Source organism: Pedobacter segetis (assembly GCF_016623585.1).
Lineage (GTDB): Bacteria > Bacteroidota > Bacteroidia > Sphingobacteriales > Sphingobacteriaceae > Pseudopedobacter > Pseudopedobacter segetis.
On record NZ_JAEHFY010000002.1, the window covers coordinates 112476 to 126129 of the forward strand.

10 protein-coding genes are annotated in these 13654 nt (G+C 35.3%); 1 reads left to right on the top strand and 9 read right to left on the bottom strand.

Features of this window, described 5'->3' with window-relative positions; translation table 11 throughout:
- Window positions 1–48 precede the first annotated feature (48 nt).
- Window positions 49–2220, bottom strand: a complete 2172-nt coding sequence (locus I5M32_RS01865; RefSeq protein ID WP_200584476.1) for a glutamine synthetase III family protein — start codon at window positions 2218–2220, stop codon at window positions 49–51.
- Window positions 2221–2860: 640 nt separating this feature from the next.
- Between I5M32_RS01865 and I5M32_RS01870 the strand changes: the two genes are divergently transcribed.
- A complete protein-coding gene (locus tag I5M32_RS01870) occupies window positions 2861–3886 on the top strand; it encodes an outer membrane beta-barrel protein (protein WP_200584477.1) in 1026 nt (341 codons plus the stop codon).
- A 149-nt stretch (window positions 3887–4035) separates the two neighbouring features.
- Here the strand turns inward: I5M32_RS01870 and I5M32_RS01875 are convergent, their stop codons facing one another.
- From I5M32_RS01875 to I5M32_RS01910, 8 genes are all read right to left on the bottom strand, one after another.
- The gene (locus I5M32_RS01875) at window positions 4036–4896 is read right to left on the bottom strand and encodes a sigma-70 family RNA polymerase sigma factor (protein WP_200584478.1); all 861 of its coding nucleotides are present in this window, start codon (window positions 4894–4896) and stop codon (window positions 4036–4038) included.
- Window positions 4897–5086: 190 nt separating this feature from the next.
- Window positions 5087–6337 carry a nucleoside permease gene (locus I5M32_RS01880; protein ID WP_200584479.1) on the bottom strand — a complete coding sequence of 417 codons (1251 nt, stop codon included), beginning with the start codon at window positions 6335–6337 and terminating at the stop codon, window positions 5087–5089.
- Between the two features lie 135 nt (window positions 6338–6472).
- Window positions 6473–7924 carry a S41 family peptidase gene (locus I5M32_RS01885; protein ID WP_200584480.1) on the bottom strand — a complete coding sequence of 484 codons (1452 nt, stop codon included), beginning with the start codon at window positions 7922–7924 and terminating at the stop codon, window positions 6473–6475.
- A 66-nt stretch (window positions 7925–7990) separates the two neighbouring features.
- Window positions 7991–9670 carry an energy-dependent translational throttle protein EttA gene (gene ettA, locus I5M32_RS01890; RefSeq protein ID WP_200584481.1) on the bottom strand — a complete coding sequence of 560 codons (1680 nt, stop codon included), beginning with the start codon at window positions 9668–9670 and terminating at the stop codon, window positions 7991–7993.
- 77 nt (window positions 9671–9747) lie between these two features.
- Complete coding sequence (locus I5M32_RS01895) at window positions 9748–10602, bottom strand: ChaN family lipoprotein (RefSeq protein WP_200584482.1); 855 nt, start codon at window positions 10600–10602, stop codon at window positions 9748–9750.
- The gene (locus tag I5M32_RS01900; protein ID WP_200584483.1) at window positions 10603–11073 is read right to left on the bottom strand and encodes a YehS family protein; all 471 of its coding nucleotides are present in this window, start codon (window positions 11071–11073) and stop codon (window positions 10603–10605) included.
- Window positions 11074–11200: 127 nt separating this feature from the next.
- Window positions 11201–12106, bottom strand: a complete 906-nt coding sequence (locus tag I5M32_RS01905) for a hypothetical protein (protein ID WP_200584484.1) — start codon at window positions 12104–12106, stop codon at window positions 11201–11203.
- Window positions 12107–12114: 8 nt separating this feature from the next.
- Entirely contained in the window at window positions 12115–13293 is a 1179-nt protein-coding gene (locus tag I5M32_RS01910) for an acetyl-CoA C-acyltransferase (protein ID WP_200584485.1), read from the bottom strand.
- Window positions 13294–13654: the final 361 nt, after the last annotated feature.

Consider the following 13654-nt stretch of genomic DNA (forward strand, 5'->3'; position numbering starts at 1 on the left):
AAGCCCTTCGATAAAAATCAAAGGGCTTTAATTTATCCAAATATTTAATTATTTAATAAACAATAATTCCCTAAACTTAGGTAATGGCCAAATGTTATCATCAACCATTAACTCTAATTTATCTACGTGGTAGCGAATAGGTTCAAAATATGACTTAACTTTCTCGTCGTAAGCGATTGCTTTTTCTCTCGAATCTTCAATTGCGTTGGCTATTTTTCTTTGCTCTACCATTTCATATACGTTTTCTTTGATAAAAGTAACGTGTTCTGATATTTGTTTGATCAACAACATTTGAGCAGAATAAGAATCTTCGCCCATGCCTATATCTTTTAAGCCTTTTACATTGTTTACCAAAATGGTTTGATAGCTCACAGCGGCTGGTATTACAACGTTTGTTACCAATTCTCCGATCACCCTAGCTTCAATCTGTAGTTTTTTATAATAATCTTCTAAAAGGATTTCATGCCTAGCGTGAGCTTCTCTTTCGCTAAACACATTTGTATCCTTAAATAATTTTAGAGATTTTTCTGCAATTAAAGCGTCTAAAGCCTTAGGCGTAGTTTTGATGTTTGATAATCCTCTTTTTTCTGCCTCTGTTGTCCACTCATCGCTGTAGCCATTACCTTCAAATCTAATATTTTTTGATTCTTTGATGTATTTTTTAAGAACGGTTAGAATGGCAACATCCTTTTTGTCGCCTTTTTTGATCAATTTATCAACATCGGTTTTAAACTTAACCAATTGTTCTGCCATGATCATGTTTAAAACAGTCATTGGGTTAGAAGAATTTGCAGCAGAACCAACGGCCCTTAGTTCAAATTTATTACCTGTAAAGGCAAATGGAGAAGTCCTGTTTCTATCAGTGTTATCTAACAATATGCTAGGGATTTTTGGGATACTGTGCCACATGGTATCCTCTTTAGCCTTTTTGCTAATTCTTGAAGTCTCAATTTCGTCTAAAACATCGCTTAATTGGCTACCCAAGAACATAGATATGATCGCAGGTGGGGCTTCGTTAGCACCAAGTCTGTGATCATTGCTAACAGATGCAATAGAAGCCCTTAGTAGATCAGAATGTTCATAAACCGCTTTGATCGTATTCACAAAGAAAGTTAAGAACATTAAGTTGTTTTTAGGGGTTTTACCCGGAGATAATAGGTTTTTACCAGTATCTGTAATTAACGACCAGTTATTATGTTTACCAGATCCGTTTATACCTGCATAAGGTTTTTCATGCAATAAAACCTTAAAATTGTGTCTTTTAGCAACTTTTTCCATCAAATCCATCAATAATTGATTATGATCGATAGCTAAATTGATTTCTTCGTACAAAGGAGCGCACTCAAACTGAGAAGGGGCAACTTCGTTATGGCGGGTTTTTAATGGGATTCCCAGTTTTAATGCCTCCATTTCAAAATCTTGCATAAAGGCAACCACTCTTTCTGGGATAGATCCAAAATAATGGTCGTCTAATTGCTGATTCTTGGCAGAAGAATGCCCAAATAAAGCCCTTCCGGTTAAAAGCATATCTGGCCTTGCGTTAAATAAGGCAAGATCTACCAGAAAATATTCTTGCTCTATACCCAAAGAAGCATTTACTTTACTAATGCTTTTATCAAAATAACCACAAACATCTACCGCAGCTTGATCTAAGCTGGCCAATGCTTTTAATAATGGCGCTTTATAATCTAAGGCCTCGCCGGTATAAGAAACAAATACGGTTGGGATACATAAAGTTTTACCGAATATAAATGCCGGAGAAGATGGGTCCCATGCAGTATATCCTCTAGCTTCAAAAGTACTTCTGATACCACCATTTGGGAAACTAGAAGCATCTGGTTCTTGCTGTACCAAAGAGCCCCCAGAAAAAACCTCTACTGGTGTGCCATCAGAAGCTGGTTCAAAAAATGAATCGTGTTTTTCTGCGGTGGTACCCGTTAAAGGCTGAAACCAGTGTGTATAATGCGTAACGCCCTTGCTAAGTGCCCATGATTTCATGGCAGATGCAATATGTTCTGCTATATCCCTTTCTATTGGAGTTCCTTTTTCTACGGCATTTGTGATTGCTTGAAAAGCTTCTTTAGACATATATGCCTTCATTTTCACTTTATCAAAAACATTGATGCCGTAATATTCGGAAATTTTTGATGATGGTGCTTTTACTTCGGGAATTGTTCTTCCCAAAACAGAATGTAATGCTTGAAATCTAATTGTTGACATTGTTTAGGTTGTTTTTATAAATGTTAAATAAATACTTTCTATTAGACGGTTAAAAATAAGATGAAATATTGGATAAATCATAAAATTTTTAAAAAAAATTGAAATAAGTAGCTTTTTTGTTGAAAAATCATTTAAAAAACTTCAATTAAATTAGTATTTCTTCTAAAAAACGCAGATTGAATTGTTAAAAAACAAAAAAATAGCATCATAGAGCTAAACAATAGCAAAACATAAGTAAATTTCTTTTGAAGATAATTAAAAATTATACCAAAATAATTAAAAATATACAAAAATGTTGTTTATAAATTTACTTTATATTAAAAATATGATAAAAATATTGTATTAATTGCAATTAATTTTGTTGTTTTTTTTTATTTATAGATTTTAGTGAAATAATAATTGGAGTTTTTGTATTTCTTATTAATAGAAATATATAATTTTAATTATATTAATTACAAATAAATATTGTTGTAATCAATTTTGTAAATTCTGTTATTAATTAAAGCATGGTTAAAATCAGTAAGGTCAGCAAAAGCAGATCGAGAGTAGAAATAAAAATTAACAATCCTTGTTCAAAAATTCCGATGGGTTATTTTTTGGATAATCAATAAACAATCAAATCCTAAACAATTAAAAAAAAATGAAAAAACAACTATTAACAATTGCAGCTGCTTTATTAGTAGCATTTGGTGCAAATGCACAAACAGACAGTACATCTACTCCCTTAGAGATTTCAGGATCGGTAGATGCTTATTACAAGTATGACTTTGCTAAGGTTGCGAACATACCAACAAGTTTTGCCTCTGACCAAAATTCGCTATCGCTAGGGATGGTAGATTTAGCTTTGAAGAAGACTACTGGTAAAGCTTCTTTTGTTGGAGAAGTTTCTTTTGGCCCAAGAAGTGATCAATCTTTGCCTGTCGCTGGTTTTCATATCCAAAATCTGTACGCTTCTTATGCGTTTACCGATAAATTTAGCATGACAGCTGGTTATATGGGTACTTTTGTTGGTTATGAAGTAATTTCACCAGTTGCAAACTTTAATTATTCAACATCCTATCTTTTTACAAACGGACCTTTCCAAAATGCAGGTATAAAAGCTAATTATGCCATTTCTGATAAGGTTGGTATTATGGTTGGTTTATTTAATACAACTGATGCTAGCTCTTTTTATTGGAATGGTTATACAGCAGATCCTAGTTTTGGATTATCAAATTTTGGGGCTCAATTATCTCTTAGCCCAGCTAAAGGATGGACAGCTTATCTGAATGTACTTACAGGTTACCCAGCAGGAACAGAATTTGATTTAACAACTAGTTATCAATTAACAGATAAATTTATGTTAGGATTAAACGCTGCTGATTATTCTGCACCTGGAAGTAATAATGGAGGATTTTCTGGAGTAGCCTTATATCCACAATATAGTATTACAGATGGTTTTGCCTTAGGATTAAGAGGTGAGTATTTTAAAATAAAAGATTCTGCTCCTGAAGAAGCTTTAACTGAATTTACGTTGACTGCAAACCTTAAGGCGGGTGGTTTAAGATTTATTCCGGAAGTAAGGCTAGATAATGCCAAAACTAATACTTTTGGTTTTGTGAAAGAAAATGGGACTCCAACCAAATCTGCTTCACAATTTTCATTGGCAGTGGTTTACGCTTTTTAATCTATCTTAAAAGCTTTTATTAAAAGCTATTCTATTTGTGTAGGATAGCTTTTTTTATTAATCAATTTTAAATTATAAATTGATAGGTAATAAAAAAATCCATCTTTTAGAGATGGATTTTAAATTAATGGCTTATTAGCAAAAAGAGGTTATCCTAAATAAGATTTCAAAATTTTACTTCTTGAGGTATGACGAAGCCTTTGCAAGGCTTTGTCCTTAATCTGCCTTACTCTTTCTCTTGTTAGATTAAACTTTTCTCCAATTTCTTCTAAAGACAAAGGATGGTTTGTGCTTAAGCCGAAGAAAAGCACTATTATTTCTCTCTCCCTTTCTGTTAGGGTTGAAAGAGAACGTTTGATCTCTTCTGATAAAGACTCATCAATTAAGCTACTATCTGTATTGGGATTATCGTTTTCTAAAACATCTAATAGGGTGTTCTCTTCTCCTTGCACAAAAGGAGCATCCATAGAAACATGGCGGCCAGAATTGCTTAACGTATCAGAGATTTTTTCTACCGTTGTTTCTAAAGTATCTGCCAATTCTTCTGGGGAAGGCTCCCTTTCATATTCTTGTTCTAATTTAGAAAAAGCTTTGCTGATCTTACTTAAAGAGCCAACTTGGTTTAAAGGTAAGCGCACAATGCGAGATTGCTCTGCTATGGCTTGTAAAATAGATTGGCGTATCCACCAAACGGCGTAAGAGATAAACTTAAAACCTTTGGTCTCATCAAATCTTTTAGCTGCTTTTATTAAACCCAAATTACCTTCGTTAATTAGATCACCTAAGGTAAGCCCTTGGTTTTGATATTGTTTTGCAACAGAAACCACAAAACGCAAATTTGTTTTTGTTAAACGTTCTAAAGCGGCTTGGTCGCCCTCTCTTATTTTTTGGGCCAGAATTACTTCTTCTTCGGCCGTGATTAGATCAACTTTACCAATTTCGTGTAGATATTTATCTAAGGATTGTGATTCACGGTTGGTAATGGATTGCGTAATCTTGAGTTGTCTCATTTATAAATATTAATATTCTAGATACTATTAAAAGCAAAAGTTTGCAAAGTTAAGAAACTTTACATTATTTAACGTTAAATGACAGAAAATGTTGGGGATTTTTATACAAAAATTATTTCATAAATTCATATGTCATTCCACAAAAATCAAGCCATTGAAATTTTGTCAGTCGATTATTTTGCTAAATATTTTAATGCCCAGCCTTTATAAGAATATCGTCTTTTTGATGTTTATATTTAAAAACCAGCGGAAATATGATAGCGAGAACAAGTGCATAGGCCGCAAAAGTTAACCATATATCTGGCCAGTTCCTTATTTCCCCAACGGTAAAATAATCAACAACCAAACCACTTAACCACCCACCCAAGTAAGCGCCAACACCATTTGTCATCACCATAAATAAACCCTGCGCACTTGCCCTAATCTTTGGTTCGGCTTCGCGTTCTACAAACAAGGAGCCAGATATATTGAAGAAATCGAAAGCCATACCGTAAATGATCATTGATAAAACCAATAACCATAAGCCTTGCCCCGGATCGCCAATTGCAAATAAACCAAACCTAAATACCCAAGCTAAGATACTGATGAGCATCACTATTTTAATCCCAAATCTTTTTAAGAAAAACGGGATGGCGAGTATAAAGAGGGTTTCAGAAATTTGAGAGATGGAGATCAAGATATTGGAGTGTTTTACCCCAAAAGAATCTCGGTAAGCTGCAATAGCTCCAAAATCATCTAAAAATGGTTTTCCGAAAGCATTGGTAATCTGCAAAGCAGCACCTAACAACATGGCGAAAAGAAAAAATATGGCCATTTTTTTTCTCTTGAAAAGCACAAAGGCATCCAGGCCAAAAGATTCTGACCAGGAAAGTTTTTGAGATTTTTTACCGGGTAGGCAAGGGGGCATAGAAAAGCTGTACATTGCTAGTAAAACCGCTGCCGTTGCTGCAACTAAAAACTGATTAGAATTTAATGTCCAACCAAAAATATCAACGATCCAAACTGCAACTATAAAACCTATGGTTCCCCAAACCCTAATTGGGGGAAATGTTTTTATGATATCGAAACCTTTGTTTTCTAAGGTGATATAAGAAACCGTATTGTTTAACGCTATTGTTGGCATAAAAAACATAGAATTTAATAGTATTACCCAATACATGGTTTCTGGGTTTTGAACTTTTGAAGCCCAGAACAATAAACCAGCGCCCATTAAATGGCAAAAACCTAAAACTTTTTCTGCATTTACCCAGCGATCTGCAATAACGCCCATCAAAGCAGGCATAAACAAAGAGGCCAGCCCCATTGTACCGTATGTTAAGCCTATTTGTGAGCCAGTTGCATGTAAAGAACTAAACATGTAACCCCCTAAAGAGATAAGCCAAGCTCCCCAAACAAAGAACTCTAAAAAATTCATCGTAATTAAACGAAACTTAATATTCATACATCAATAATTTAGATTGCAAACTTTGCCTAAGGTATATAATTACGATAATAAAAAAAACCTTTAATAAAAAGATAGCGGAGGTTTATGCAATTGTAATCATATTGTTTATTTCATGATGCTTTACAATCGGGTCTATTCGTTTATCCAACGTTTGGCTGCACCTAAAACATCATCGTTTACCTTTTTTAAATCCGCTACCAGTACATCGGGATCAATTCCTTTTAGATATTGCTTCTTATTTCTATCGGCTACTAAAGAGCAAGCCAATACCAATGCAGAACCATCAGATAATCTAAAACTAACGTTTCCGGTGGTATAACCGCCGCTATGCTGGCCAAAAAGTTTTACATTCTTTTTCCCGATAAAAGAAATAGCGGTCATTTCTCCGCTGCTACTCGTTTTTGCGCCGATTAAAACCGCTATCTTCTGCATCGGGTTTTTGATGAGATATGGATCATTCTTTTTTGTAAGATTTAAGTTTTTACCGGTTCCAGCAATACCATCTTCATAATACCATCTATTACTGATGGAAAGACCCTGATCATTTTTAATAAAATAACCCAAAGTGCCATTGCCAATTAGCGGCCCAAGCCCTGCGATCATAGGGTACATGTTGCCACCTTGGTTTTCCCTTAAATCTACGATCCAGCCTCTGATCTTATTTTGGATATCTATTTTTCTGATCAAATTTTGGATGGTATCTGTAAATAATTTGGAAACACTATCATTGGTAGAGGTAAAGCCGGGAACATAAATATAACCAATGCCGTTTTCTAATAATTTGGCCTTTGGCTTTAAAGGTGTAGAATTATCTTTAGTATAGTTTTCTGCAACGGTTTTAGTTTGCAAAAAAGAATGGTTATCGCCCGCTTTCCTCAATTGATCAATCATGTAACTTGTAAGCACCTTAGCTTCATCAATTGTTTTTAAACCGGCATACAAATCCTGTATGTTTTTGTTGATGCTTTCCCAATTTAAAGAATCTGAATAAATGCTATTTTTTTTGATGATGTCATTAAAGTCAGTAATGAATTTTTTTACTTCGGCAGAGGTAGTAGAATCTTTTTTATTTGCATATACAATTTGCAAATCATCAAACCAAGCTGTCCCATCTCCACTAACGTAACCGCCTAAAACCAGTTTTTTTACAGATGAGTCTGCTGTGATGGTTAAGGAATATTTTTGCCAATCTGTATTACCGTTTATGAACAGGTTTTGCATTTCGGAGTTTTGGAAGCCAATCATTTTGTTGTTTTTGTCCCAAACTTGGCACCACAAAGCAGCATTGCCTTTTAAGTTTTCTGTTTTAACGTAAGAAGAGATTTTAATGGTTTGTAAATGGTTTAAACTAATCAAAACTGGTTGCGAAAAAGGAATATAATCAGATGATTGAGTTTCTCTTCCATTTATTTTTAATGATTGATTACCAATATGTTTTTGAGAAGAATCAATAGAGAAATGGAAATGGTTTCTTTCCTTGATATTCCATTGAGAAAGATTATCCTCAAAGCTCGGGTTTAATATTTGCGAAAAACCCGTAAACGAGAAAAGCGAAAAAAGAATGAGGCAAAAGGCGTATTTCATCTTCATGGTTAAAAAAAATGAGGCTCATCAAGATAAAATAACCTTGATAAGCCTCAAAAATATCAATTAAGCCAATTTTCTGTACTTTATCCTTTTAGGAGCTACATCTCCCAAGCGTTTTTTACGATTTTCTTCATAATCAGAATAGTTCCCTTCAAAAAAGTAAACCTGAGAATCGCCCTCAAAGGCTAAAATATGGGTACAGATACGATCTAAAAACCATCTATCGTGAGAAATCACAACGGCGCAACCTCCAAAATCTTCTAATGCTTCTTCCAAGGCCCTTAGGGTATTTACGTCAATATCGTTGGTTGGCTCATCTAATAACAAAACGTTGCTACCTTCTTTTAAGGTAATGGCCAAATGCACACGGTTTCTTTCTCCGCCAGATAAAACGCCTACTTTTTTCTGTTGATCTGCACCATTAAAATTAAAACGGGAAACATAAGCCCTAGAGTTTACCACCCGGTTTCCTAAAGGGATGTTTTCTAAACCTCCGGTTACGTTTTCCCAAACAGATTTATTGGCATCCAGATCATCATGGCTTTGGTCAACATAACCCAGTTTTACAGTTTCTCCCACTTTAAAAGTCCCGTTATCTGGTTTGTCTTGTCCGGTAATCAATCGGAATAAAGTTGTTTTTCCTGCTCCGTTGGGGCCAATAATACCAACAATGCCTGCTGGTGGCAAAGAGAAATTCAAATTATCGAAAAGCACTTTATCTCCGAAAGCTTTGGTAACGTTTGTTGCCTCTATCACTACGTTTCCTAAACGAGGGCCCGGAGGGATAAACAGCTCTAACCTTTCTTCTCTTTCTTTAGTTTCCTCGGATGCTAGTTTTTCATAATTGGATAAACGGGCCTTTGATTTTGTATGGCGGGCTTTTGGGGCCATCTTGCTCCATTCCAATTCTCGTTCTAAAGTTTTTTGGCGTTTGGTCTCTGTTTTTTCTTCTTGGGCCAAGCGTTTAGCCTTTTGATCTAACCAACTGCTGTAGTTGCCTTTCCAAGGTAAACCTTCGCCACGATCTAACTCTAATATCCACCCGGCAACGTTATCCAAAAAATACCTATCGTGGGTTACTGCGATAACCGTTCCTTCGTATTGTTGCAAATGCTGCTCTAACCAATCAATAGATTCTGCATCTAAGTGGTTGGTTGGCTCATCCAACAATAAAACATCTGGTTTTTGTATCAATAAACGGCAAAGCGCAACCCTTCTTCGCTCTCCTCCAGATAGCGTAGCTATTTTTGTATCAGGTTCTGGGCAACGTAAAGCGTCCATCGCCCTTTCTAGTTTTAAATCTAACCCCCAGCCATCAACGGCATCAATCTGGTCTTGTAATTCCCCTTGGCGGGTCATCAATTTTTCCATTTTATCGCCGTCTTCATAATACTCTGGCAAACCAAATTTTTCATTGATGGCCTCGTACTCTGCCAAAATATCTGTTATGGCCTTTGCACCTTCCTCAACAATTTGTTTAACGGTTTTTGTAGGGTCTAATTCTGGCTCTTGCGCTAAATAACCAACCGTAAAACCTGGCGCAAAAACTACTTCGCCTTGGTATGCCTTATCTAAACCGGCAATTATTTTAAGTACCGATGATTTACCTGAACCGTTTAAACCTATAACCCCGATCTTAGCCCCATAAAAGAAAGAGAGATATATGTTTTTTAAAACCTGTTTTTGTGGTGGGTAAACTTTGTTTACGCCAGCCATAGAAAAGATTATTTTTTCGTCTGCCATGTTGTTTTTTTAGAATTACAAATATGATAAAATCGATAAAGATTGATAGTTTTATTGAAAGGATACTGAAATTATATTTAATAAGTAGTGGTCATCAAACCATCAACGCAAATAATAAAATCGGCTTTGTTTATATATTCTTTATTTAGTTTTTTGATGTTCTCTTGGGAGACCGTTGATATGGTATTGTACCTTAAGTCAGGTTTTTCTTGTTTCAGATACCATAATATCCCTTCAAAATCATCTGAATGGTAAGATCCGTTAAAGTGGAGAAATAGATTTGAAGGGTTGTAATTTGCCAAAATGAAATGGGCCATCGTTGCATCTTTTATAGCTTGTGCTTTTACTAAAAGTTCGCTACCATGGCCGCCCATCATTTTTAAAATGTTTTGATAGGCCGGTAAGTTTGGGTCAAATTTTATGGGTAATGGAGCGATCCAGCTTTTTTCTTCTAATGTTAAAGTGTCTAAAGCTGCAAAACCATTTTTAAAAACCAGACTAGCATATCTTCTAGGGGCGTTGGTTGCAACAAACTTGATGTTTTTCTCTTTTGCAAACTCTACCAATGGGCTATAATCTGTGCCATAGTTTGGCCAAAGCCGTGTTTCTTGTTGGAAAGTTTGATCATCGATATGGCCAGCTAAATAATTATCCAGAGGTTTTTGATTGTCGGCTTCGATCATTTCGGCACCTAAAATTAAAGAATCAGATTTTGATAAATCTTGGGTAAGGCTGATTTCTAACCAATGCGATATTGGATTATTATGGACCTCACCAAATAAAACGATATTTTGTTTAGCTAACGTTTTGATCATTTTACCATAACTTACTTTTTTACCCTCTTTATTGTAGATGATGTAAGCCGGTTTATCTTGTGAGAATACTTTAGAAAATATTGAAATTAATAACAAAAATATGATAGCCCTCTTCATTTATTCTTTTTCTTTAGGATGATATTTAATTTGCAAACCGTGGATGAAATTTCTAAGGATTTGATCCTTACATGGGCGATATTGGTTTTGATCGGGGTTTCTGAAAAATGCGCTCAGTTCTGTCTTAGAAATCCTGAAATTTACCAAATCCAATATTTCTAAAATATCTTCATCTCTTAAAGCAAGGGCTATTTTTAGTTTCTTAAATATGATATTATTATTGAGGTTTTTTTCTGGCTTAGGTTGCTCACCATCTTTTCTACCTCTTTTTGTATTGATTAACCCGTTTAAAAATGATGCAAAATAAATATCATGCATAGATTTGTAATCTGGGTCGTCATCCTTTTTTAACCAATTGCTTATTTCTGCCCTGCTCACTACTTTATCTGCTGCGGCAAAAATCGCGATCATCTTATCATCGTTAAATTCAAAAGTATAGCGTAATCGTCGTAAAATATCATTGTTGGTCATGATGCAAATATACCTATTTTAAAAAGTTGAGAGAAACAGGCATATCTCAAAATACCATGAACCAGATATTTTTATCGCAATTAGCCCATAAAGATTTCTTTGTTAAGGGTTGGTTAACCTAAGGCACTCAATTTTTGATCACAGGACTTGTGTTTTGGCTGTCTTTTGAAGGATCTATAAACAAATCATCACTTTCTTCTGGTAAATTCTTTAATTTCATGTTTTCTTGAAAAACCCATTTACCCGATTTGAACTTGTAACCATCATAAGAAAGATCCGGAGCGTATAGATCTGTCATTCCTTTTAATTTATCAGATGGCGCAACCAAATGATCAAAAACGATAATTTTATCGTTTTTTACATATTTAAGCATCATGTCTGCATCTTTGGTATAATTAAATACGATCCTAGAATGAAAATCATTGGGTTTTTGCCCATCTTCTAAAACTTGATCGCCAAAAACAGGTTTCCCCTTATCAAACGATAAAGTCTCTATTATTTTTGAATTAGACCTTAGATCCTTGCCCTTCCATCCAAACAGGATATAATAAGGGTTTTTAATGCCCAAAACAGGTAAAATATTGTAATATATTGCCCCATACCACTGGTTGGTTTGCAAGGTAGTATCGGCGAGATTATCGCTTATCTTTAGGTTTTGGGTATTATCAACTAATGGATAAAGCTCTAATTTATTGGGGTTATTTATCTGTATTGCCCCATAATAACGATAAGAACCATCATCTAATTGGGTAAACCATGTAAAAGTCCTAAACTTATCATCATCTGATTTTTTTATTGAGATAAAATTTGTGAGTTGAGAATAGGGGTAAGCAAAGGAGTTCTTTTCTTTTAAAGAAGAAACAAAAAGCCTGATAAAATCATAATTGGCCTTAATTCTATTAGATTCTAAAGAATCGCTGGTAAACTGCGTACCCAAAACCTTTAAAGAATCTTCTTGCAAAGAGATTTTACTTTGTGAATATCCACAAAGTGTTTCGGCCAATAAAATACAGGCTACTAAAAATTGCTTCATAAATTACATTAACGCATATTTTCTATTACAATTGCACTTGCTCCGCCGCCGCCGTTACAAATACCGGCAACACCTAATTTAGCATTATTTTGGGCTAAAACATTTATCAAAGTTACCATAATTCTTGCACCAGAAGCCCCTAGTGGATGCCCTAAAGAAACCGCTCCGCCATGTACGTTTACCTTATCGGCACTCAAATTTAAAGCTTTATTATTAGCTAAAGAAACTACCGAAAATGCTTCGTTTATCTCGTAAAAATCAATTTGCTTAGGTTTTAAACCGGCTTTGTTCAAAGCTAAAGGAATGGCTTTGGATGGCGCCGTAGTAAACCATTCTGGCGCTTGTTGGGCATCGGCGAAAGCCAAAATCTTGGCCAATGGTTTAATGCCTAATTCGTTTGCTTTTTCTTTGCTCATTAAAACCAAAGCTGCGGCACCATCGTTCAAACTAGATGCGTTTGCGGCAGTAACGGTTCCGTCTTTTTTAAATACTGGTCGCAAAGCGGCGATCTTATCAAATTTTACGTTTGCGGGCTCTTCATCTTGATCGATCATTGTTACGTTTCCTTTACGGTCTTTTAACTCTAATGGAATTATTTCTGTTTTAAATTTACCATCTGTAATCGCTTTTTGTGCCCGTTTATAAGAATCTATTGCATAGGCATCTTGTTCTTCCCTTGTTATGCGGCAATCTAAGGCGCAAAGTTCTGCCGCAGAACCCATGTGGTAATCATTGTAAACGTCCCAAAGGCCATCTTTGATTAAACCATCTGTCAATTGGCCATGGCCTAATTTATAACCCGTTCTAGCTTTATCCAAATAATATGGCACATTGCTCATGCTTTCCATACCGCCTGCAACGATAATATCCTTATCGCCCAAGGCAATACTTTGGGCAGCCAACATTACGGCTTTCATCCCGCTTGCGCAAACTTTGTTTATAGTGGTGCTTGGTACATCTGGCAAGCCTGCAAATTTTGCGGCTTGTGTTGCCGGTGCCTGCCCTAAATTGGCCGAGAGTACGTTCCCCATTAAAACTTCTTGTACAACTCCTGGTTTTATACCCGCTTTTTCTACGGCTGCTTTTATGGCAAAACCTCCTAATTGGGTTGCTGTAAATGACGATAAAATCCCTCCGAAACTACCGATGGGTGTTCTTAGGGCTGCAACAATATATACTTCTTTCATGAAATTATTTTTTAAAATGTTTACATCACTGGATTTGCAAAATAACCATTTTTGATAAACGATTGGTCAATGGAATGTTTTATAGTTTGGAAAAGATGAAAATAATTTGGGCAATAGCCGGGCTATCCGCTCATACGCCACAGGCATTAAGCACAGGCCGGTATCCGCTACTATCCCTATTGCTTAGTGCTAGTTCAAATATTGTACAAATAAACAAACCGATTACGTCCAAAGAACCTTGCTAAAAATCATTAAATAAATTGTTTTAAATTTGAGCAAAATATAACAGCTTGGCCAATATCAATAAAAACTCCCACAAAATTATTTACAGAAAATATACTTCTATCGTAAAGTATGTTTT

Bases quoted from the DNA above. Each gene is read 5' to 3' on its own strand.
- I5M32_RS01865 (WP_200584476.1), bottom strand. From the start codon at position 2,220: ATGTCAACAATTAGATTTCAAGCATTACATTCTGTTTTGGGAAGAACA.
- I5M32_RS01870 (WP_200584477.1), top strand. From the start codon at position 2,861: ATGAAAAAACAACTATTAACAATTGCAGCTGCTTTATTAGTAGCATTT.
- I5M32_RS01875 (WP_200584478.1), bottom strand. From the start codon at position 4,896: ATGAGACAACTCAAGATTACGCAATCCATTACCAACCGTGAATCACAA.
- I5M32_RS01880 (WP_200584479.1), bottom strand. From the start codon at position 6,337: ATGAATATTAAGTTTCGTTTAATTACGATGAATTTTTTAGAGTTCTTT.
- I5M32_RS01885 (WP_200584480.1), bottom strand. From the start codon at position 7,924: ATGAAATACGCCTTTTGCCTCATTCTTTTTTCGCTTTTCTCGTTTACG.
- ettA (WP_200584481.1), bottom strand. From the start codon at position 9,670: ATGGCAGACGAAAAAATAATCTTTTCTATGGCTGGCGTAAACAAAGTT.
- I5M32_RS01895 (WP_200584482.1), bottom strand. From the start codon at position 10,602: ATGAAGAGGGCTATCATATTTTTGTTATTAATTTCAATATTTTCTAAA.
- I5M32_RS01900 (WP_200584483.1), bottom strand. From the start codon at position 11,073: ATGACCAACAATGATATTTTACGACGATTACGCTATACTTTTGAATTT.
- I5M32_RS01905 (WP_200584484.1), bottom strand. From the start codon at position 12,106: ATGAAGCAATTTTTAGTAGCCTGTATTTTATTGGCCGAAACACTTTGT.
- I5M32_RS01910 (WP_200584485.1), bottom strand. From the start codon at position 13,293: ATGAAAGAAGTATATATTGTTGCAGCCCTAAGAACACCCATCGGTAGT.